Source organism: Desulfosarcina sp., from assembly GCF_055467485.1.
The window spans coordinates 48,285-70,215 of sequence record NZ_JBUOIV010000008.1 but is presented as its reverse complement, the minus strand read 5'-3'; the positions used below and the strand labels follow the sequence as shown (position 1 = coordinate 70,215).

At 53.8% G+C, this 21,931-nt stretch carries 21 protein-coding genes and 2 tRNA genes; 10 read left to right on the top strand and 13 right to left on the bottom strand.

The window, feature by feature from the left end:
- Positions 1–9 precede the first annotated feature (9 nt).
- The 3 genes from dnaX to ACZCED_RS06065 form a co-directional block, all read right to left on the bottom strand.
- Complete coding sequence (gene dnaX / locus ACZCED_RS06075) at positions 10–1,698, bottom strand: DNA polymerase III subunit gamma/tau (RefSeq protein WP_462969958.1); 1,689 nt, start codon at positions 1,696–1,698, stop codon at positions 10–12.
- A gap of 159 nt (positions 1,699–1,857) precedes the next feature.
- Positions 1,858–1,951 (bottom strand) — tRNA-Ser (locus tag ACZCED_RS06070).
- Positions 1,952–2,002: 51 nt separating this feature from the next.
- A tRNA-Ser gene (locus ACZCED_RS06065) sits at positions 2,003–2,095 on the bottom strand.
- 203 nt (positions 2,096–2,298) lie between these two features.
- Between ACZCED_RS06065 and ACZCED_RS06060 the strand changes: the two genes are divergently transcribed.
- Positions 2,299–3,627 (top strand): DUF1015 domain-containing protein, encoded by a 1,329-nt coding sequence (locus tag ACZCED_RS06060; RefSeq protein ID WP_462969959.1) that lies wholly within the window; start codon positions 2,299–2,301, stop codon positions 3,625–3,627.
- 29 nt (positions 3,628–3,656) lie between these two features.
- Here the strand turns inward: ACZCED_RS06060 and ACZCED_RS06055 are convergent, their stop codons facing one another.
- Both ACZCED_RS06055 and ACZCED_RS06050 read right to left on the bottom strand, forming a co-directional pair.
- Positions 3,657–4,379 carry a tRNA1(Val) (adenine(37)-N6)-methyltransferase gene (locus ACZCED_RS06055; RefSeq protein WP_464860434.1) on the bottom strand — a complete coding sequence of 241 codons (723 nt, stop codon included), beginning with the start codon at positions 4,377–4,379 and terminating at the stop codon, positions 3,657–3,659.
- 123 nt (positions 4,380–4,502) lie between these two features.
- Positions 4,503–4,820, bottom strand: a complete 318-nt coding sequence (locus tag ACZCED_RS06050) for a DciA family protein (protein ID WP_462969961.1) — start codon at positions 4,818–4,820, stop codon at positions 4,503–4,505.
- Between the two features lie 426 nt (positions 4,821–5,246).
- On the opposite strand from ACZCED_RS06050, the gene hflK reads away from it, so the two are divergent.
- The gene (gene hflK, locus ACZCED_RS06045) at positions 5,247–6,218 is read left to right on the top strand and encodes an FtsH protease activity modulator HflK (RefSeq protein WP_462969962.1); all 972 of its coding nucleotides are present in this window, start codon (positions 5,247–5,249) and stop codon (positions 6,216–6,218) included.
- On the top strand, positions 6,215–7,186 hold the full coding sequence (gene hflC, locus ACZCED_RS06040) for a protease modulator HflC (RefSeq protein ID WP_462969963.1): 972 nt from the start codon (positions 6,215–6,217) through the stop codon (positions 7,184–7,186). Before hflK ends, hflC begins: the two co-directional genes overlap by 4 nt.
- 91 nt (positions 7,187–7,277) lie before the next feature.
- On the opposite strand, the gene ACZCED_RS06035 is transcribed toward hflC, so the two are convergent.
- On the bottom strand, positions 7,278–7,376 hold the full coding sequence (locus ACZCED_RS06035) for a 30S ribosomal protein bS22 (RefSeq protein WP_073474648.1): 99 nt from the start codon (positions 7,374–7,376) through the stop codon (positions 7,278–7,280).
- A 223-nt stretch (positions 7,377–7,599) separates the two neighbouring features.
- On the opposite strand from ACZCED_RS06035, the gene ACZCED_RS06030 reads away from it, so the two are divergent.
- From ACZCED_RS06030 to ACZCED_RS06010, 5 genes are all read left to right on the top strand, one after another.
- The gene (locus ACZCED_RS06030) at positions 7,600–8,151 is read left to right on the top strand and encodes a hypothetical protein (RefSeq protein ID WP_462969964.1); all 552 of its coding nucleotides are present in this window, start codon (positions 7,600–7,602) and stop codon (positions 8,149–8,151) included.
- Positions 8,152–8,266: 115 nt separating this feature from the next.
- The gene (locus ACZCED_RS06025; protein ID WP_462969966.1) at positions 8,267–8,551 is read left to right on the top strand and encodes an FmdB family zinc ribbon protein; all 285 of its coding nucleotides are present in this window, start codon (positions 8,267–8,269) and stop codon (positions 8,549–8,551) included.
- Positions 8,552–8,827: 276 nt separating this feature from the next.
- The gene (groES, locus tag ACZCED_RS06020) at positions 8,828–9,115 is read left to right on the top strand and encodes a co-chaperone GroES (RefSeq protein WP_319258132.1); all 288 of its coding nucleotides are present in this window, start codon (positions 8,828–8,830) and stop codon (positions 9,113–9,115) included.
- 41 nt (positions 9,116–9,156) lie between these two features.
- Positions 9,157–10,818: a chaperonin GroEL gene (gene groL, locus ACZCED_RS06015; protein ID WP_464860433.1), complete on the top strand. Its 1,662-nt coding sequence runs from the start codon at positions 9,157–9,159 to the stop codon at positions 10,816–10,818.
- A 341-nt stretch (positions 10,819–11,159) separates the two neighbouring features.
- Positions 11,160–12,233 carry a LysM peptidoglycan-binding domain-containing protein gene (locus ACZCED_RS06010; RefSeq protein WP_462969968.1) on the top strand — a complete coding sequence of 358 codons (1,074 nt, stop codon included), beginning with the start codon at positions 11,160–11,162 and terminating at the stop codon, positions 12,231–12,233.
- Positions 12,234–12,318: 85 nt separating this feature from the next.
- Here the strand turns inward: ACZCED_RS06010 and ACZCED_RS06005 are convergent, their stop codons facing one another.
- From ACZCED_RS06005 to ACZCED_RS05995, 3 genes are all read right to left on the bottom strand, one after another.
- On the bottom strand, positions 12,319–14,133 hold the full coding sequence (locus ACZCED_RS06005; RefSeq protein WP_462969969.1) for a GspE/PulE family protein: 1,815 nt from the start codon (positions 14,131–14,133) through the stop codon (positions 12,319–12,321).
- A gap of 18 nt (positions 14,134–14,151) precedes the next feature.
- Positions 14,152–15,567, bottom strand: coding sequence for a hypothetical protein (locus ACZCED_RS06000; RefSeq protein ID WP_462969970.1), 1,416 nt, complete (start codon positions 15,565–15,567; stop codon positions 14,152–14,154).
- An 817-nt stretch (positions 15,568–16,384) separates the two neighbouring features.
- Positions 16,385–17,143 (bottom strand): DUF4136 domain-containing protein, encoded by a 759-nt coding sequence (locus tag ACZCED_RS05995; protein WP_462969971.1) that lies wholly within the window; start codon positions 17,141–17,143, stop codon positions 16,385–16,387.
- A 275-nt stretch (positions 17,144–17,418) separates the two neighbouring features.
- Here ACZCED_RS05995 and ACZCED_RS05990 point away from each other — a divergent pair, with 275 nt between their 5' ends.
- A complete protein-coding gene (locus ACZCED_RS05990) occupies positions 17,419–18,081 on the top strand; it encodes an MBL fold metallo-hydrolase (RefSeq protein ID WP_462969972.1) in 663 nt (220 codons plus the stop codon).
- A 44-nt stretch (positions 18,082–18,125) separates the two neighbouring features.
- Positions 18,126–18,401 carry a hypothetical protein gene (locus tag ACZCED_RS05985; RefSeq protein ID WP_462969973.1) on the top strand — a complete coding sequence of 92 codons (276 nt, stop codon included), beginning with the start codon at positions 18,126–18,128 and terminating at the stop codon, positions 18,399–18,401.
- 301 nt (positions 18,402–18,702) lie between these two features.
- Here the strand turns inward: ACZCED_RS05985 and ACZCED_RS05980 are convergent, their stop codons facing one another.
- From ACZCED_RS05980 to ACZCED_RS05965, 4 genes are all read right to left on the bottom strand, one after another.
- Entirely contained in the window at positions 18,703–18,984 is a 282-nt protein-coding gene (locus tag ACZCED_RS05980) for an integration host factor subunit alpha (RefSeq protein WP_462969974.1), read from the bottom strand.
- 53 nt (positions 18,985–19,037) lie between these two features.
- A complete protein-coding gene (locus tag ACZCED_RS05975) occupies positions 19,038–19,184 on the bottom strand; it encodes a hypothetical protein (RefSeq protein WP_462969975.1) in 147 nt (48 codons plus the stop codon).
- Positions 19,185–19,284: 100 nt separating this feature from the next.
- A complete protein-coding gene (locus tag ACZCED_RS05970) occupies positions 19,285–19,617 on the bottom strand; it encodes a thioredoxin domain-containing protein (protein WP_462969976.1) in 333 nt (110 codons plus the stop codon).
- A gap of 279 nt (positions 19,618–19,896) precedes the next feature.
- Positions 19,897–21,750: an ATP-dependent helicase gene (locus tag ACZCED_RS05965; RefSeq protein WP_462969977.1), complete on the bottom strand. Its 1,854-nt coding sequence runs from the start codon at positions 21,748–21,750 to the stop codon at positions 19,897–19,899.
- Between the last annotated feature and the right edge of the window lie 181 nt (positions 21,751–21,931).

Genomic DNA, 21,931 nt, shown 5'->3' with positions numbered 1-21,931 from the left:
CTTTCCCTCCTATCTGATTTTTATCTCTTCTATTTTTCCGCTGAAAATCTCGACTGTATCCGCCAGCAGCGGATGATTGAGCAGTTTTTGTCTGATGTCATCCGCCTTCTGCTTCGCCGATGCCGCCGGGTTCTCCTGCGCATCACCGCTGAAAAAGTCGGCATGGATTCCCCGACCGGCAAGCTCGCGACATACGGCGTCGATCATGCTTAGGTTCTTTTTGACCAGGTTCATCGAGTAGTCATTGTCACGCACCTCCACGATGAAGGCCTGTTCCGACACAGATACCAGCTGTGACCGGGAAAGCGCCGTGGCAATGGACGGTTTGGTTTCTGCGATACGCGCAATGATCCCCCTCCAGGCATCACTTCCGGGGCCATGGTCACCCGGCGGAACCCTATCCGGCGCAGCGGGGGACTCATCCCCTGCAGGTGCCGCCGGTGAAACCGCAAGATGATCTTCAGCGGGTTGGCTGCGTGGTTGGTTCATTGGTGGTGTCACGGCATCCCCGTAGGCAGATTGGGCCTCAACAACACCCGGCACCGGCCTGAGGTTCGGATCGTTCAGGAGCGTGTCCAAGCGTTCGATCAACAAATCGATGGGCAACGCCGGCGTGATTTGTTGAATCTTGAAAAAGGCCATCTCGATGGCCAGCCTGGGCTGTGAAGCATGGCGGACGCTGGGCTCGGCGTTGAACAGCACGGTGAACACCTGATCGATAAAGGCAATGGAAACCCCTTCAACCTGCCCGGCCATGGTTTGAATGTCGTTGGGCGGAAGATCCACCAGTGCGTCCGGCCGTGCATCCATCTTGACGAGCATCAGGTGACGAAAATGCATCAGCAGATCCGCGAAGAAACGCTTCAAATCCTGGCCGTTTTTAAAAACGGAGTCGATGAGCGTCAAGGTTCTGGAGATGTCCCTGGTAAAGGTCGCCTCGGAAAGCTCGAATAGCACCTGGCGGTCCATCCCCCCCAGCAGGTTCGTCACATATTTATCGTCGGCCTGACCGTCTCCGCAGGCCAGGACCTGGTCCAGGAGGCTCAGCGCATCGCGCATGCTGCCGCCGGATTCTTGTGCAATGGCCCACAGGTTGCCCGAGGAGATGGATACCGACTCCTGCCGGCAAAGGTATTCCATATGCTGTGAAATGGCGGCGGTCTCGATACGCCTCAGGTCGTGGCGCTGACATCGTGAAAGTATCGTGATGGGAATTTTATGGACCTCGGTGGTGGCGAAGAAAAACAAGACGTGCGCCGGCGGCTCTTCGAGCGTCTTGAGCAGGGCATTGAAGGCGGCGATGCTCAACATGTGGACTTCATCGATTATATAGATCTTGTAGCGGCTGTGAGCCGGCATGTAGCGGCTGTTGTCCCGGAGTTCTCTGACCTGATCCACACTGTTGTTGGAGGCACCGTCGATCTCGAACACATCCACGCCGCGTCCAGCCGTGATGTCCCGACAGGAGCGGCAGGCGTTGCATGGGGTCGGCGTCGGTCCGGATTCACAGTTCACGGCCTTGGCCAGTATCCGGGCGATCGTCGTTTTGCCGGTTCCCCTCGGTCCCGAAAACAAGATGGCATGTGCGACCCTTTCGCCACTGATGGCATTTTTCAGGGTCCGGGTGACATGCTCTTGTCCGACCACATCCTCAAATACCTGTGGCCGGTATTTTCGCGCTAGAACCAGATAAGCCATTTACGCCTTTCCTTGGACACCGATTTGCCGCCTTAGTGTATCCCATGCGCTGGCGGGTGGCAACCCGGAATCTCCCGGGCTTCGTCCCGTCAGGGGTTGGGAAAAGCGGTCGGGAAAACCGATGTGCGGGAAAAGAGGCGGGACGGGTACAAAGGGTTGTGGCGGAGAGAGAGGGATTCGAACCCTCGGTGCCGCTATAAACGACACACACGATTTCCAGTCGTGCTCCTTCAGCCAACTCGGACATCTCTCCGCATAGGGCAGATGAATCTGAACGGTGCTCGTGCAAGCCTCCTTCGGAAAATGGCGGAGAGGGTGGGATTCGAACCCACGATCCCACTTTTGGCAGGATACCGCTTTTCGAGAGCGGGGCCTTCAGCCGCTCGGCCACCTCTCCTTTCCCCTCACAGGCACAAGCTTAAAGAAGCACTCGATATCCTTTTTGGGCTCGGTTTGTCAACCCTCAAGTTGGTCTTTCTGGTGATGTCCGGCCACCCGCAGCGATGCATCATTCGGATTGTTCTTGAACTGAAAAGGCATCCTGTAGTATTGAGTTCGATTTGGCATCTGCCCCAACAGAAAGAAAGGAAAAGATAATCCATGGCAACTGTTTTGCCGTTAAAAGGGATCCTCTACAACCCGGAAAAAATAGCCGACAGTGCGGAAGTTACGACACCGCCCTACGATGTAATCGCCCCTGATGAGCAGGCGGCCTTTTACGAGAGACATCCATACAATGTCATCCGCCTGATTCTGGGCCGAGCCAAAGCGACCGACAACGCCTTGGAAAATCCCCATACCCGCTCGGCGCAATATTATCGGCGATGGTTGTCTGAAGGCATTCTCAAGCAGGATGAACAGCCGGCCCTTTATCTAAAGGCCATCACCTACGCCCATGGAGAACAAACCATTACCCGCTACGGACTGATTGCGCGGGTCGGCCTCGAACCCTTCGAAAAGCGCATTATTCTCCCACATGAGAAGACCTTCTCGAAAGTCCGGTCCGAAAGGCTCCAGTTGATGAAGGCCACCCATTGCAACTATTGTCCGATATTCTCATTGTACCCTGATGACGGCGGCATGCTGGTATCCCTCGAAGATGCCGTTGACCAGACCGCACCCATCGTTGCGTTTACGGACGATCAGGGCCACCGGCACCAGTTGTGGCGAATCCTCGATCCGACGGTTCACCGGCAGGTGGCCGCGGCCATGCAGGACAAGCGACTGTTCATTGCTGACGGCCATCACCGCTACGAAACCGCATTGAATTTCAGAAAGCATCTCAAGGAAACGGATCCGTCTTTCAGCGACCGTCATCCGGCAAACTATGTCCTGATGTACCTGTGCAGCATGAGCGATCCGGGGCTGGTCATTCTTCCAGCCCATCGCCTTCTCAAAGCAGTCAGTACCGAGGATCTGCAACTGGCGATGGTGAAAATACGCACCTACTTCGACGTCGCCGAGCACCCCTTTACCGCGACTGATCGCCAACAGGTTGAACAATCCTTCCTGGCCGCCCTCAGCGACGGGGGGAATCGGCAGCGCATGGGCATCTATGCCCACCGATCACCGATTTTCTATCTGCTAACCCTCAAGGCCGGCGTGATGGATCGCTTGTTCTCGGATGAATTGGATCCATCGCTGCGGTATCTGGACGTAACGGTGCTGACCCGCCTGGTGTTTATGACGGTTCTTGGATTTGACCAGATCCGCCTGGACAACGAGCAGCTCATCGGATACGCCAGTACCGCGGACAAGGCTTTTCAGTCAATCGACACCGGCGCCTATGATGTGGCTTTCATTCTCAACCCCACCCGCATCGAACAGGTTCAGGAGGTCGCCCAGAAAGGATTGATCATGCCTCGGAAATCAACCTATTTCTATCCGAAAGTAAAATCGGGGCTGGTGATGAACACCTTGAGGGAATAGGCGAGCCCTTTCGTAACGCGTCGATCGGTTCAGCCGGAAAACATCGCTTGGAGGGTTCGGGTATAAGACCCGTCCTCATGATACAGCTCAAGCGGCGGGCCGACCTCGAGGCCCGGGCGTCCGCCTTTGACCCCCGTTACCGCCACCAACCTGGCCGGAGACGCCGGCTTGGAATGGATCATCGTCAGGGATTTCGGCTCTATCCCGGTGGATCGCATCATCGCTAAGAGGTCAACGCTTCGGACGGACGGATAGATGATGGAAAACCGCCCGGCCTTGCGTAGCATCCGTCGGGCGGTCTGCAGCACCGTTTCCAGATCGGTTTTCAATTCATGCCGCGCCACGGCCCTCTGGCTGTCGGCATTGATTCTGCCGCTGTCCAGTTTACGGTAGGGCGGGTTGGTCACCACCCGGTCAACCGGCCCCCCGATATCCGATAAGAGCAACTTCCCGATATCCTTTTCAATCGTTCGAATCCGGTGGGTCAAGCGGTTATCGGCAACATTCTGCCGGGCGAGTCTGGAGAGTGAGGACTGGATCTCCACGCCAATCACGCGGATGTCCGGATGCCTGAAGGCCAGCATGATGGGGATCACCCCACAACCGGTGCCCAGGTCCAGTACGGTCTCACCGGGTGCCGGGCTGACCAGATGGGAGAGAATAACCGCATCGATGGAAAACCGATAGCCTGATTCCGGTTGATTCAGGATGATCCTGCCATCAAAGAAATGATCGCGGGTCAGCGGTTCCATGGCGCTTGACGTCTTCCCCGGCACAAAGAGCCGGCAGCATGCAGGCGCAGCCGCTGGTGACGCCGGTTCACTTTTTACAAGCAAGGGGAAACCGTCGCAGCGGGCACCTGGATCAGGTGAATTTTAGAACGAACCAATTTTGAACTTGATGTCCTCGAGGCGTTCGTTTGCGAGACTGCGGTTGAGCTTATCCAGCAGTTCGGCTTTCAAAAAACGGAGCTGGTGCAGCCACGCGGAACTGGACACATGCACCAAGAGAATCGATCCCTTGACGGCAAACGGTTTCGCGTTTTCAGAAATCGGCGGTCCCACCGCTTTTTCCCACACATGGATCAGGTGCAGGATACCTCCGCCGCTCTCGGACCGGCATTGATCGAGAATGGAATCCAGCACCTGGCCAATCGGTGTGAACGTGCTGTTCGGTCGACTTTTTTTCTCCATACTGGATCGCTCTCCTCTGGGGCCGGGAAAAAACGGAATTGAATCGCAGTGGCCATCGTGCCGGTATAGGAAGTGTCCTCCAAGAAGTCAACCCAAACCCACGGCAGCCCCGTTGAAAGTACGCCAGGTGGATGCTTCCCTTTGATTTCCCTTGACTTAACGGGATGCCAACCTTAAATTAACCACATTTGGAATTCGTCTATAGCCGGCAGCAATTCGTCTTTTCGCCGACGTGCACACGCCGCACGGTCCATATGGGCGCCCCCTTGGTACCACACCGGGGTCGATTGGCAACACCGGCGATCATGAATGCGGCAGAAGGCACCATCGCAGCATCACCACCTACACGAAGGATAAGAAATGGCTTGGGATTGGGAAAAGTTAAACCGTCAGCACCAACAGCAACCCGGCGGCGTTCCTCCACAAATGGATGATATCATCAATCAGTTAAAGAAATTCAAACCGCCGGGCGGTTCGCTGCTGATTATTGTTGTCATCGCTGCGCTGATGTTCGGCTATTCTGTCTTTTTTACCATCGAGTCCGGTTCAGTCGGCGTTGTTCAGCGTTTCGGCAAGTTTGTCCGGATCGCCGAGCCGGGCCCCAACTTCAAACTGCCCTTCGGCATCGAAAAAGTCACCAAGGTTCGCCAGGACCGCGTCTATAAGGAAGAGTTCGGCTTCCAGTCGGAGCGTGGCGAGATTGATGGCAGGTACGCATCGGCCTCGGATACGGCCAACATTTCCTTGATGCTCACCGGCGACCTGAATGTGGCGGTGGTGCCGTGGATCGTTCAATACAAGATCAAGGATCCTTACAATTTCCTGTTCAAGGTGAAAGATGCCAATGGCCTGCTGCGGGACCTGTCCGAGTCCAGCATGCGCCTGGTGGTCGGTGACAGAAGCATCAACGAAGTGATCACCAAGCGTGATGAGATTGCCGTGGAAGCCCATCGAGTGCTCCAGGAAGAGTTGGATGCAGCCGAGACAGGTATCAACGTGGTCACTGTGGAAATGAAGAAGACCAATGTGCCCACGCCGGTGCAGGCCTCCTTCAACGAAGTCAACCAGGCCACCCAGGAGAAAGAGAAGATGATCTACCAGGCCCGGGAAGACTATAACAAGGCCATCCCGGCCGCCAAGGGTGAAGCGGAAAGAACCATCAAAGCCGCCGAAGGCTATGCGCTGGATCGGATCAATCGGGCCCAGGGTGATGCAGCCCGATTCACGGACCTGTACAGCGAATATGTCAAGGCCAAAGACGTGACCAAACGAAGGCTCTATCTGGAATCGCTCAAGGAACTCCTGCCGAAGATCAACCGGAAATTTATCGTGGATGCAGACCAGCAGAACATCCTGCCGCTCTTGAACCTCGGAAACAGTGAGGGTGAATCAAAATGAAAATAAAAGCACTGCTGGCTGCGGCCGGCGCACTGGTATTGCTCCTGTTCATCTGTGCCTACACCGTAGATGAAACCGAACAGGTGGTGATCACCCGATTCGACAAGGTCCAGCGGACGGTGTTGACACCCGGACTGCGATTCAAGCTTCCGGTCATCGAAAAAGCGCTGGTTTTTCCCAACAACCTTCAGGAATGGGACGGAGACCCGGGGCAGATCCCGACCAAGGACAAGACCTACATATGGGTGAACACATTTGCCCGCTGGAAGATCGTCGACCCCGTCCTCTTTTTCAAAACGGTGGGCTACGTAAACCGGGCTCAGCAGCGGCTGGACGAAATCATCGATCCCACCGTGAGAAATTTTATCACTTCCAACCGCCTCATCGAAGCCGTTCGAAACAGCAACCGCGAACTGGACACCTTCGAGGACCTGGGTGACGGGTCAGAAAATGCTAGTACACAGGAAGACAAGCCCGTCCGGTTCTCCCAGGTATTTGTCGGCCGGGACCAGATCGACACCGGCATCCTGAACCAGGCCAGGCCCAAACTGTCCAATTTCGGGATTGAACTGGTGGATGTAAAGATAAAACGGGTCAATTATGTTGAAGAGGTCAGAACATCCGTCTACGAGCGGATGATTGCCGAGAGAAAACAGATTGCCCAGAAATTCAGGTCCGAAGGAAAAGGCGAAGCCCAGAAGATCCTGGGCGAAAAAGAGCGTGAGTTGAAGCGTATCGAATCGGAAGCCTACCGGACGGCGCAGGAGGTCAAGGGTAAGGCGGATGCCGAATCGACAAGGCTCTATGCCAAGGCCTACGGGTTGGACGCGGAGTTTTATTCCTTCATCAAAACATTGGAGGTCTACAACGAGGCGCTCTCCGAAAACAGCTCAATCATCCTGTCAACGGATTCTGAGATCTTCAAGTACATGAAGGGTTACGAAGGGAAAACGGCGGGACGGCCGTAGCGGCAAATTGCATAAAAGGAAACAAAAGCACCGACGCGCGCTGTGCCGGTGCTTTTTTATTGGTGTCCATCACAGAAGTGCGCAGGTGTCATTATTTACCCTTTCTTCTCTGATGCCGCGTACGGGCCAACAACTTTCGGTGCTTATGCTTGCGCATCTTTTTTCTTCTTTTTTTGATCACGCTGCCCAACAGATCACCCCCATTCATAATAAGATATCTGGATAAACTCGTTCTCTTATATCATTGCACCGTTCTTGTCCATCATTTTTTAAACGACAACTGCCGTTCAACCATCCAACGAGGGGATCCAACGACCAATATCAGCACAGTGAAACAAAAGCGGCCCATTGCCGCTGCCGGCTCAATCGATAAAGCCATTGATCCAAGAAATGGGGTATGCTACAGGAATTTAATGAAAAAAAAGTTTGGTGTCTCCACATTCAAAGACGATGAACTGGCAATTGTCAACAACGCCGTCGCCATGGCCGAAGAGGTGGTCAGCAACTACTATAAAATGTCGGCAAGTCAGTGGTTGCGCCCAAAATACGATGTAAAAACCCTTGCCGATCTGGCCGAAGATGAAATCGTCACCGGCCCCTTCGCCCAAATCATCCGATATGAGGGCAAACTCAAAGGCGGGGTCCTGGGATCTAGCGCATACGATTTCTATAAGATATGTATTCAGGATCATTCCATCCTTGAAATCCTCAGGAGGCGTCCGGAAATCAGACTCTCCCCCTTTGCCTTGTATGTGGTCACCCATGAATTGGTCCATATCGTCCGTTTCAGCCGCTTCCAGCAAAACTTCAACGCCAGCGAGGTTGAAAAACTGATTGAAGAGCGACGGGTACACGGCATCACCCACGACATTCTTGATCCCCTGAAGACCGCCGGACTGGGAGCCGTACTTGATTTCTACGGCACCTGGCGCCCCCCCTTTGACGGGTTAAAAACCATCCCCTGATTTTCGCCGGCATTTTCTTGACAAGCACGAAAATTGACATATATTAAAGCAGTCATTCAGGCGGGACACCTAATTTTATTTAATTTTTGCAATACCTTACAGGAGAATCAAAACCATGCCGCTGTATGAATACCAATGTGCGGATTGCGGAGGAATAGAAGAGGTCATTCAAAAATTTTCAGATGCCCCGTTAACCACATGCAGGCATTGCTCGGGAAAGCTGAGCAAGCTCATTTCCCAGAGCAGCTTCCACCTGAAAGGCACCGGCTGGTATGTGACGGACTATTCCAAGAAGCCGGCAGTTGAATCCAGCGGCAAAACTTCGGATTCAGCCACGACCGAAAGTAAAACAAGCAGTACCGGCGCCTCTGAATCTAAAGCCAAAGCGGGTGAGGATTGATTTGAGCGGTTCCAATGATACGCCCCCGGCGCTATCTGCCGCCGCTGATCGATATGGAATGCGGTGGTTTCCGCGTACAAAAAATGACGTCCACTCTTTACAAATCATGACGTGTGATTAGATTATTGAATCTTTCGTCTTCCTGAAAAAAATCAGCGTATGCGACGACATTTGTTTGGAATAAGGTCATGAGGACTGGCCTGTTTAAAATAGTTGTGTGGCTTTGTTTTTTTGATGATCAACACAAGTGCTAAACTAAAAAGGAGAGAAGGAACGATGAAACTCAGACCATTGCAGGATCGAATTCTGGTGCAGCGCGTCGAAGAGGAGACCACAACCAAAGGCGGCATTATCATCCCGGATACCGCTAAGGAAAAACCGGCCGAAGGAAAGGTCAAGGCCGTAGGAAATGGTAAGGTTGGGGATGACGGCAAGCGAGTGGCACTGGAGATCAAGGTCGGCAACCGGATTCTATTTGGAAAGTACTCTGGAACCGAAGTAAAAATCGACGGTGAAGAGTATCTGATCATGCGCGAAGACGACGTGCTCGGCGTCATTGAGTAAGGGATTACCCAACTAACGACAGACTATGGAGGTTATGAAAAATGGCTGGAAAAGTAATTAAATATGATATGAAAGCCCGCGAAGCGATGCTCAACGGCGTCAAGGCGCTTGCCGATGCAGTGGTTGTCACATTAGGACCCAAGGGCAGAAACGTGGTTATCGATAAGTCATGGGGTTCTCCCACCGTTACCAAGGACGGCGTCACCGTTGCCAAAGAGATCGAACTGGAAGACAAGTTTGAAAACATGGGCGCCCAGATGGTGAAAGAAGTGGCCAGCAAAACCAGTGATATGGCCGGTGACGGCACCACCACCGCAACGGTTCTCGCTCGCGCCATCTATGAGGAAGGGCAGAAGCTCGTAGCTGCAGGCAACAACCCCATGGCCATCAAACGCGGCATCGACAAAGCGGTTGAAGTGGCCGTCAAAGAGCTTCACAAGATGAGCAAGCCGACCAAGGATCAGCGAGAGATCGCCCAGGTTGGAACCATTTCCGCCAACAATGACGAAACAATCGGCAACATTATCGCCGAGGCAATGAACAAGGTGGGCAAAGAAGGCGTAATCACCGTGGAAGAAGCCAAAGGCATGGAGACCACCTTGGATGTGGTCGAAGGAATGCAGTTCGATCGGGGCTATCTCTCTCCCTACTTCGTGACCGATCCCGAAAAAATGGTTGTTTCCCTGGAAGATCCCTTCATCCTGATCAATGAGAAAAAAGTAAGCAATATGAAAGACCTGCTGCCCGTGCTCGAGCAGGTGGCCAAGATGGGCAAGCCCCTGGTGATCATCGCCGAAGACGTAGATGGCGAAGCGCTGGCGACCCTGGTCGTCAACAAACTGCGCGGCACCCTTCAAGTGGCCGCTGTCAAAGCCCCCGGATTCGGTGACCGCAGAAAAGCCATGCTGGAAGACATCGCCATTCTCACAGGCGGTCAGGTAGTTTCCGAAGACCTGGGCATCAAACTCGAGAGCTTGACCCTCACCGATCTGGGCAAGGCCAAACGCATCAGCATCGACAAAGACAACACCACCATCGTCGACGGCGCCGGTGCGCGCTCCGCATTGGAAGGACGTGTCAAACAGATCCGTGCACAGATCGATGAAACGTCTTCCGATTACGATCGTGAGAAACTGCAGGAACGTCTGGCCAAACTAATCGGAGGAGTCGCCGTGATCAACGTCGGTGCGGCAACAGAAACCGAAATGAAAGAAAAGAAAGCGCGCGTTGAAGACGCTCTCAATGCGACCCGCGCAGCGGTCGAAGAGGGCATCGTCCCCGGTGGCGGCGTCGCGCTGGTCCGCACCCTCCCCGCACTGGACAAAATCAAAATCAAATCCGACCAGAAATTGGGTGTAAAAGTTGTTATGCGTGCCATTGAGGAGCCTCTGCGCCGGATCGCCGGCAATGCCGGCTACGAGGGCAGCGTCGTCATCGACAAGGTTAAAAACGCCGAAGGTGCAATGGGTTTCAACGCGGCGACCAATGAGTATGAAGATCTCATCGCAGCCGGGGTTATCGACCCCACCAAAGTGGTCCGCTTTGCCCTTCAGAACGCAGGCAGCGTTGCCTCGCTGATGCTCACCACCGAAGCCATGATCGCTGACAAGCCCGAGGAAAAATCCTCAGACCCGATGGCTGGCGCCGGAGCCGGCGGTATGGGTGGCATGGGCGGCATGGGCGGCATGGGCGGCATGATGTAAGCAATCGCTCCGCTGAACATCGCGTACAATAAAAAAAGCCCCCGCATGATTGATCATGCGGGGGCTTTTTTCCTTCGTTGCCAAATCGGAGATCCCAGGCAGGAAAATAATTACCCCCCGTTACCTGTCTGTTGGCCCGCCTACGCCCCCACCGCCGACGGCGCTGATCCTGAAACCACCGGCAGCCTGTCGGATAGACAATCGAAAACACGGTGCGATGACGCGCAATAATTTCTTGCCGGGGCTCTAAACGCTTGACAACACGCCAATAATCAGGTTACTGAAATCAATGTAAAAGTTTCAACAGATACATCGATGACACCCAAAAAATGAGGTTTCTGATGAATCGCAGAATTAATTCAACCGCTCTTATTTCCGTTTTTCTGCTCCTGCCCCTGCTGTTATCAGCGACTGGAACAGCAGCAGACAAGATCGACGTGGTCGAAAGCGAGACGGGGTTTTACTACACGATCCAAAAAGGTGATACCCTCTGGGACCTGTCAAACCATTTCAACGATTCTCCCTGGTTGTGGCCGGAACTGTGGGAAGGCAACGATCAGATTACCAATCCTCACTGGATCTTTCCCGGAGAAAGAATCCGCCTTTACAGAAAGTCAGGTTCTCAGGCCGTTGTAAAATCCGAGGACATCCAACCCGTTGCTGTAATTCAACCCGCACCCGTTACGCCGGTAAAACCGGCCGAGGGGAAAAAAGCGTCTGCACCGTTTTTCGTATATCCTTCCATTGACCGTGTCGGATTCATTCGGAAACCACCCGTAACGCCATCGGGTTCCATCTTCGAGGTTGAGGGGAGAAAAGTTCTGATCAGTGAAGGGGACAGGGTTTATGTCCGCCCGCAAGGAGATGCCGCCCAAAACGAACTCATTCCCGGGAGCCGGCATACCGTTTTCCGGTATATGAAACCGACTGACGAACGCGATTCAACCGAAACCATCGGAACCCAGCATTACATCCTGGGCATCGTGGAAGTGACTAAAAAGGAACCGGATATGGTCATCGCGAAGGTTTTGAAATCCTTTCGGACAATTCGTGTGGATGACCTGTTGATGCCTTATAATCAGCGATCGTCAGACATCGAACTCAAACCGAGCATCCCCGGTATCGATGGACAGATCATCATCTCTGAAGATCATTTAAAATTGACCGGTGATTACACCCTGGCATTTATCGACAAGGGGCGCGCCGACAACATCCAGGTTGGCCAGCAATACAGCATCTACAGCAAACAAAAGACCGTTATGGAAAATAATGAGATCAGTTCAAAAAGCCTGCCCCCGGTTGACTTTGGCGCTTTTCTGGTCCTTCATACAGAACAGACCACATCCACGGTAATCATTACCAGTGCGTCAAAAGTCATTTCTCCAGGAGAACGATTCAGAACACCGATCAATTAAGGACGGATACCTCAACTGCCAGAAAGCCTGCCCTTTCCGGGGCAGGCTTTCTGTTTTATGGGTCCACGAAAAACGCCTTCGATCGTCACCCGATTTCGTTTTTGGAGGTGACGCGAAGGACCTCCTGGTAAGTGGTGATGCCCTCCATCAGTTTCTCGACGGCGCTCTCGCGCAAGGTGGTCATGCCCTCTGCCCGTGCCGTTTCCGTCAGGACAGCCAGATCCGCGTCGGGAACGGTCTTTGATTTGATGGCATCAGAGAAAGGAAGCACTTCGTGGATGGTTGTTCTTCCCTGATACCCGGTGTCTCTGCATTTCTGACAGCCTGTGCCATGGAAGAGGGAGAGTGTGCCTGATTGACCGGTTTCCAACCCCAGCGACTGGAGTCTGGCTGCGTCCATTTCGATGGGCGCTTTGCAGGCGTTGCATATTTTTCGAACCAGCCGCTGGGAAAGAATGCCCCTGAGTGTCGCCTGGATGAGAAATGCGGGAATCCCCAGATCCATCAACCGGACGATTGATGACGGGGCGTCGTTGGTGTGCAGGGTCGATAAGACCAGATGGCCGGTAAGTGCCGCCTGAATGGCGTTTTCCGCCGTTTCCAGGTCCCGGAGTTCTCCGATCATGATAATGTCGGGGTCCTGCCTGAGTATGTTGCGCATGATCGACCCGAAAGTGATTCCCACCTGGGGCTTGACGGCTATCTGGTTGAAATCTTCATGCACCATTTCAATCGGGTCTTCGACAGTGGTGACATTGACTTTGGTTGTGCTGATCTTCCTGAGCGTGGAGTAGAGCGTGGTGGATTTTCCACTTCCCGTGGGGCCGCAGACCAGAACCAGGCCGTGGGGATGGGAAACGATCCGGTTGTACTTTTGCATATCCACCGATGAAAAGCCCAGGCTCTCGAGATCCTGGAACAATATATCCGGATCCATGACCCGCATGACCACCTTCTCGCCGAAGGCCACGGGCACGGTGGACACACGAATCTCGACCTCGACATCTTTCTTGCCGGTCTTGATGCGACCATCCTGGGGTCGACGCTTCTCGGCCATGTCCAACCCGGACAGATTCTTGATCCGGCTGATGATTGCCGAGTGGACATTTTTGGGCAGCCTGTGGACCGTGTGCAAAACCCCGTCAATGCGCATTCTGACAAGGCTGACGTCCCGTTTGGGTTCAATATGAATGTCACTGGCCTTTTGGTCGAACGCATACACGAACAGGTGGTTGACGGCATTGACAACATGATGGTCATGGGACGGCAACTCGTCTGCGGATTTAAGCTGAGTATACCGCTCAAGATTGCCCAGATCCACAGTGGGTCCGGAAAACTGATGCTCGGCTGCCGCAATGGATCGTTTAAAGCCGAAAAACTCTTCGATGAGCTTGATGATATCCGACCGCGGACTCACCACCGCATTAACCTGCATCTGGCAGGCACGGGTGATGTCCTCGAAAACGTCGAGGCTAAATGGGTTCGGTGTGGCCACGGTGAGTTTTCCCTGGCTGACCTCCACCGGCAACACCAGGTGGTTCTTGGCAAAGGAGATGGGAATGGTGCTGGTGACGACATTCAAGTCCAGCTTCAGGGGGTCGACCTTGACGAAGGGAATTCCCCAGCTTTCCGCCAGGGTCTGAAAAATGGCATCCTCGTCCAGAATTTTTGACGGGTCGTCCCTGCGCTTCAGGTTCAGTGTGACGATGGTATCGATAAAAATAAAGGGGTTTTCCCGTTTTTCGATGAAATCGGTTTTCTCCTGATTGGAGCGACGACGCTCGAACTGCTTGATCAGTTCAAAGCGTTGACCGTAAAGGTCTCGTGCCTGCGAAAATGATATCAAGCCTTTTTTTTCAAGCGCAGCAAGAATGCGTTTTTCCGACAGCTGATCACTCACGTGAATATCTCCATGCACTTATGCTGAATGCCAGTTGGCGGTGGTGATGCTGCGGATAACATTGTCGATCCACTCCATGGTTCGCATGACGGATCGCTGGTTTTCAGGAGTACCATTGAGTTCGGATAAGCGATAGCCATGTTCGCTGATTTGTTTGAGCAGGCCCACATCATCGCGCGTCCCCACCCGTCCAACGCCGCGGACAATGATTTTAAGGTGCTGCAAAAAAACCGGCAGGTAGGTTGTCGCTCTGAGGGTGCGATAGATTCCCGCGTTGGGATCGCCATATTCGTTCAATGCGGAGACCAAGATAAGGTGGGCGGTTTTACCCGATAAAAGGGAAAGAAAAATGAAGATCTCACGTTCAAGAAAAAGCAGGTGGCGCACGGATGGCGTCTGTTTTCCGGGCGTCGTGGCGTTTAAAAGCGCAACCAGTTTCTCATGGATGGTAACCACTTTGCTGGAGAAGCGATACTCCACCGAATCGATTCTAAACTGGGCGTAGTGAACCACGTCCCGTTCCAGCCCGTTGTAGACACTGAGGACCTCTTCAGGGGTCATTTCAATATCGACATCCAGCTCCTTGTTGTATGTTCTGAGCAGGATGTTGGCCAGCATGATCGCATTCCGATCCGAAGGCTCCACCCTTTCGGGGTGCCGACAGAAATCGGCCAGCAAAAAACGCAGGGCGTGTTTGGGGCGCTTGATGCGGCTGATCAGGTGCTGCAGGGCGTTGAGGAAAGACACCCGGTTGGCCCGTCCTTTCATGGATTTGAAATAACACCATAACAATTCGAAGGCGTGGTTCCCGTGCCGCGCCAGTTCATCGATCATCGGTTCGAATGTTTTTCGGATGAAGTTACCCTGCCCATCAAACAGCTTCTCGATTAAGTGGGCAATTTTTTGCGTATCATGCAGTGGGATCTTGAAGGCTTGTGAGACGGCTTGAAGGTTTTTTTCATCTCGGTGTTTGACCAGCCGATCGATCGCCATCAACTGCCGTTCCGTTTCGCGGCTCTCCTTCCCCAAGGACAATATCGTCAGCAGTTCTGCATTCACGGCGCCAATCATGGTCGATTTGCCATTGACATGAATCTGTAAGGCATCCCGTCGCACGGTCACGGCGTCCAGCGCCTCACCGTCAACCTTGTAAACCCCTGCCCGCAACATGTTCGCCAGCAGCGCCGCCATTTCCTGGAAGACAGCCTTGTTCTTGAGGGCATTCAGGATTAAGCTATAGGTGTGCAGCTGTTTTAAAAACGTTTCCGCCCCCATCCCGTCGTAGTCGTTCATGATGGCGACAGCCGCATTGTCGTGCAGGTTCTGATCATCGGCCAACTCCTGATCGATCAGCAGCATCGCCTTTTGCTTCAGGCTGCTCAGATTGGTGGCTTTGGCAGGATCGATATCAGCGGATAAGAATCTGAGGTCCATCCTTCTTTATCTCCATAAGGATTAAATTCGTCTGGGATGAATCATCTCCACACGCATTGGACGCAAGCCTGAAAAACGTGCTCAGCGTTCAAAAGGTAAAACGAACACGCTCAAAACAGCAACTTCTTTTTTGCCGATCGGTCTCGCCGCGGGTCATGCTCCTGCCAGCACGTTGTTATTATACGGGCAAGTATATCATAGCGCATGAACAATTACCATTTCCGGCTTGGGTCGGTTCTGGCAAGTATAACTTTTCTTTTAAGCAGTTACGGCCCCTGTAGTGACATTGCGACACGCAAAAGAACGGAGAAATTATCGCTGCGCGCCACACAATTGCCCACTGGGAAAAGCACTGTTCTACAGCGTCCGATGTCCATTGGCCATCCGGAAAGTGATAGGATTGCCCCCTCAACAAGTTATTACTCCGCTCATATTGCCTAAGGGCTTTGCCGTGCCAACAATACGAATTGGCGGGTGGGCATGTGTTTTTCAATGCCCATCCGGCATTGGAAACCTGTATAATGTTTTTTTTTTCGTAGATGAATCCCATTGGGTGCCCGGGTAAGACCCGGGTGAGTTGAGGAGGCACGATGCCAGATCAAAACTTGAAAAACTTGCTGGACCGAATTGGAGAAAGATACAAGCCGATGATTCTGAAAGGATCTCGCCATTACCTCGAAGTCAGCGTTGGCGAACAGGCACATGAGATGGGATATGCCGATTTGGAGCAAAAATACTGGCACACCTGTGTCATCGTACCGTTGAAAACGCCCCAGAAAGGAATGAAAGTCCGTATCGATGGACGCACGTTTGTCAACTACGCCGAGCATGCATCCGGCATCGCCCTTCCCGGACATTTAGCCAAGGAGGCCGGGAGATCGTTCACTCGCTTTATTCCCAACGACAGCATGATCTGCAATTTTACCTGACCGATCCCCTGGGTCCATGCGATTTCTGCTGACGGATCGGACTGCCAGCATGGTGCGCCCGCACCGAAAGAAGACCGGACAGTGGACGATGGACGGGCAGCCGGCGGAAATTGGTAAAGGATCTTGTCCACGATTTCACCGGTTGCCTCGGTGGCTTCTTGGGGTGTATTGTGGGTTCTCAGCCGAAAAACCCCCACCCCCCGCCACACCAAGGCACCTGTATCCGCTGAATGGAAATCGATGGTCAAACGGCACTCGTCATACTGCCGGATGCTCGTCTCGGTGCCAATGCCCCCATACCACGGTTGATAGTAGCTGCCCGCACCCACTGTCGAGTAGTAGGTGTCGATTTGTGTCTTCTGCTGGATGGTCAGGTGATAGGACAGATAAAGATCCGGCTTTCCCTTAGCCGGACTGATGTTTCGACTCGTCAGATGGTTGTCGACGGCATGACGAATCCGTTTATGCAGCAGCGGGTTGTCGATGCGGATGTCCCCGGTGGCGGTCTGAGCCGGGTCTCGCCACTGCCAGGTGCCGTAGCGTGACATATCCGCATGGGGGTCGTAATCCTGACTGACCTGAACGCTGGTGCAACCGGAAAAAACCAAAACACCGATAAATAAAACAGACAATGTCAGTGTTCTCATCACGTCCTCCGCAGCGCACATAGAAACCACCCTTTATTGCACAATCGCACACCCTCATGACCGGCCATCACGGTTGACTGCAGGCCGGCAAACGAATCCGCTCCGCCTTTAAACCGATGTCAACCTGAGGGACGGCGGTGACCACGACGCCCATGCGGCAACCATGCCCTCCCCCATGGAATAGCCCCTTTTCCTGACGATGGATGAATTGACAGCGTCAGATCGGGCGGGTATTATTTTTCCATCCCCTGCCCAAGAGAACGCGGAGTGGAACCATGAACGCCATCAAGATTACCCGGTTGCCACTGGGGCCTTTTATGGTCATCACCTACATTGTGATGTGCCGTGAAACCGGCCTGTCCATCATCATCGATCCAGCCGGTGAACCACAAACGATCATCGGCGCACTCGAGCGCGAAAACGCCACACCCCTGTCTATCTGCAACACTCACGGCCATCCGGACCATGTGCTGGCCAACGCCTCGCTGAAAGCCGCCCTTGGCATACCCGTCTGCATGCACGCCGACGACAGCGGCGTTTTCGCCGATTCACCGGAAATCCGGGACCTCGAGCGGCAAAGCGGATTAAGGGTGGATACCGTGGCGGACCGACTGCTCAGCGACAATGAGCGAATTGAACTGGGTGCGGTATCGATTCGGGTGCTTCACACGCCGGGTCATACACCGGGATCATGCTGTTTTTTGGTGGACGGGCATCTGTTTACCGGAGACACCCTCTTTGTAGGCGACGTCGGGCGCACCGATATGAAAGGTGGATCACTGAACCGGCTCATATGGAGCATCAAGACTAAACTGCTCGGGCTCGATGACGATACCCGCATCTGGCCAGGCCACGATTACGGCCATCGGCCGAGCAGTACCATGGGCCTTGAAAAAAAGGAAAACCCGTACATCACCGATTTTATCCTTGCCCCCTGATAATCGTTACCCGATCTTAACCGACAAGAGATGAGGTGGTTGCCATGAAATCCCTTCAAGTCAATTTCAACGTAGCGACCCAGGCGATCGAACCCATCGACAATGCATCCCCGGAACCCTGGGAGGAGGTTTGCGACAGGTTCGATAACGATGTAAGGCGAATCAAGACAGTGTCCGACCCAAAGGGATACAACGCCATTTATGCCTGCTATGATGAAAACAACCAGCCGGTTTACTATCTGGTCGAAGAAAGCGACCTGCTGACAAAATTGCGCCAACGAACATTTCTCGATAAACTCGGACGGACGCGGACGGCATGACCACTGGAAAATCAACCGGCCTGAGACGGCGAGGGCGTGCGGTTCGCGGGCAGGCAGGGCCGATGGGTTGATGCTGCCTGTGTGGGTGCTTTTTAGCGCTACACCGTCTCCGGCCCAACGGACAACTATCAGCGAAAAGGTTGCCGGCGCACCCCGCTCTTCGTCGCTATGGATGTGATAAACGGATAGATGCGATCTGGATGATCGTCCGGCGGCCGGCCGCCGGGCAGGGTCAGATGCCCGCTTTGGGGGGTTGTCCGGCGTCCTGATGTGTATGGACGGCTCAATCCGGTGATTGGGATCAGTTATCGTTGATCTTGCTGCGCAGCTTTCCCGAGCATTTAAAGGTGACCACCTTGCGCTCCCGCAAGGTCAGGTCGGAACCGGTGGCCGGGTTTCTGCCCCGCCGCTTCTTCTTTTCCTTCACGCAGAATTTGCCAAAACCGGATACGAGCAGATCGTCTCCATCTTCGAGGGTTCCCTTGACGATCTCGAGCAGAGACTCAACGGTTTCAATGGACTTTTTTTTTGTAAAGCCCAAGTCGTTCACCTTTGCGACGATGTCATTCTTGGTCAATGCCATAGCGCCTCCTGAGAGAAATGGTTGCCGGGTGTTAATGTGCCGGCGGCATCGGATCACCGATCAGGATCCGGTGACTCATAACCGCTGGATTCTTTTTTGTCTTCGGGAATGAACCGCGCCACCTTGTCCATAATCTTATCCACTTTGCTCATTATCTCATCAATTTCAACTTTCAGCGCTTCATCATCGGTTTCGGTCATGTGGAAGATCTCCCTGTTTTGAAAATAGTCAATGTATGGGCATGTTCCTGTTCGGTTCACGAACCACAAGCCGGCTTTTGCCACGCAATGCGTGCCGGGTTCAACGCGGGTAGTTGCCGTGCGCATACAGGTAGTCATAACAGTATGCCTGGTACTCGAGATCGCGCGTGGCACCCGCCTGTTGATCTGGATCGACAACTTTCTCCAGACGTGCCAGCCATCGCGTTTTCGCAAAATCGTAAAGGACGTCCCGGATCAGATCAGGATTGTCGCTGACCTCCGGGTTGGTTTTGACGAAGAGAATCACGGCATCGATTACCGCTTTGACATTACGTATATATTCACTGTCGTCCATGCGATACTCCGTGGAAACATCCAAAAACTTCCCCAGCAGAGCCTTGGCCATGCCTTCTACGGCATCGATACAATTCATCGGTTCTCGATTCTGTGCCCCTGGCACACGTCCGTGCATCTCAAGGAATGAATCAACATTAGATTGCCGCTTTGTTCAATAAAATCATACAGCTATTAAATTTATACACAAGGCCGGAAGATGTCAAGTTCATAAGGTACAATACGCATTGAAATAAGAATCAGCGGACAGGCGGTAAAATTGAACCCTTGCCGAGGCGAGCGGCGGGGAATGCGGTCGTGATCGCGGCTCGACGATCGCCCACCCGGTTCGGCATCCAGCATCGACGGATGGACACAGCTACCGATCAGCCAATACCGTGTCGATCTCCTCTAAAAAACGGCTGCGGGGATTGAACTGGCCTTTGCGAAAATTGGCCGATGTAATAAACAGACCGCGCTCTGCCCGTGTCACCGCCACGTACATGAGCCGACGCTCCTCCTCCAGGTCTTCGGCGCTGTCCATGGATCGCCAGTGGGGGAACAGCTGTTCTTCGCACCCGACCACGAAAACCGTGTGAAACTCCAGACCCTTGGCCCCGTGAACGGTGGAAAGGTTGACGCCGTCTGATTCCTCCTCATCATCCTTGTCCTCGCGGACCAGTGCGGCCTCTTCCAGGTAGTCCACGATGGTCTCTTTCTGGGAGGCGGCATGGATCAACTGATCGATGTTTTCCTGGCGGGCGGTGAAATCCATGGAGTTGGATCGGGTGTAGTTTTCCAGATGGTCCATGTATCCGGTGCGGGCAATCGTCAGGCGGATGGCTTCATCGGGCCGCAGATCCCGGATCTCGTCCAGCAGTGCCAGCAGATCATTCAGGGATTGGTAGAGTTTGGGGGTCAGCACGCGTTCGGATACGGCCATCCGGGCGGCATCCTTCAGGCTCATGTCTCCCCTGCGCATCTGGGAAATCTTTTTGACGGTCCCCGGCCCGATGCCCCGTTTGGGCGTGTTGAGAACCCGTTCGAAGGCGGTGTCATCCTTGTCGAACACGGCGGCCGTGATGTAACAGTTCAGGTCAAGGATCTCCACCCGGTCGAAAAATCCCTTCCCGCCCATCATGTGATAAGGAATGTGCGCCCGGCGAAACGCCTGTTCGAAAGGAAGTGAGCAGAATTTGGTGCGGTAGAGCACTGCCATTTTTTCATAGGGAATGCCCATCCGGACCATACTGCGAATCTTGTCGGCCACCCAGCGGGCCTCCTCCTGGTCGGTATAGAACTCATGGGTCTCGACCACGCCGCCTTCCTTGTCCGAATAGCAGGCCTTTTCCATACGGTTTTCATTATGGCCGATGACCCGGTTGCCCAGTTGTACGATTTCGTCGGCCGAGCGGTAATTCTGCTCCAGCCTGAAGATTCGTGCGCCCTTGTACTTTTTTTTGAAGGATAGGAAATGGCCGACGTTGCTCATCCGAAACGAGTAAATGGACTGCCAGTCGTCACCAACGGCAAAGAGGTTCCCGTCTTTGAGCAGCAAGGCGGTAATCTCCTCGTTCAGGTCGTTGGTGTCCTGGTATTCATCGCAAAGAATGTATTGGAATTGGGTCTGGTATCGCTGCCGAACATCAGCGTGGTCCCGAAGCAGGTTGCGGGTCAACAGCAGGATATTGTCAAAATCGACCGCATTGGCCGCTTTGAGGATCCCTTCGTAGCGCTCGTACACATCGGCCATGCGAATGTTGCCCTGCCGGGGATGGCTGTCAAAATAGGAACCGGGATGTCCGCTGTTCTTGGCGTTGGAAATCTGCCCGAGAACGGACATGGCGTGTTTTTTATCGTAATTGAGGCTTAACAGCACATCCTTGACGGTCTTTTGCTGATGGTAAGACGTAAAAACCTGGAGGGGCGAATGGAAGTCAAGCAGGTGGCTGTACTCCTTCAGAATCTGGAAACAGGCGGAATGGTAGGTGCGCACCCAGGGAAATCGCTGACTACCCATGCCGGTCATGCGAATCAGGCGCCCTTTCATCTCCTCGGCAGCCTTGTTGGTGAACGTGATGGCCAGAATCTGTTCGGGGGGCATACCCGATTCCACCAGGTGGGCAAATTTTGCGGTCAGGGTCCGGGTCTTTCCCGATCCGGCGCCGGCCACGACCAGGGCCGGGGAACCGCTATGTTCGACAGCGGCTTGCTGTTCGGGTGAAAGCTGCATGAAAGATATCTCCTGCCACGCCTGGGTTGTCGGGAAACCGGTTCCGTGGCGATGGTGAAAAAAGGCGAGGATCGCAGACGGCGGTTGCAAAAGCGGTGCAGGTTGGGCTAATAAGGCGCCCATCGGCGGACGCGTGCCCTGCCGGATGCCATCCCGTGCCGGATGTCAAAAAAAACGGGTT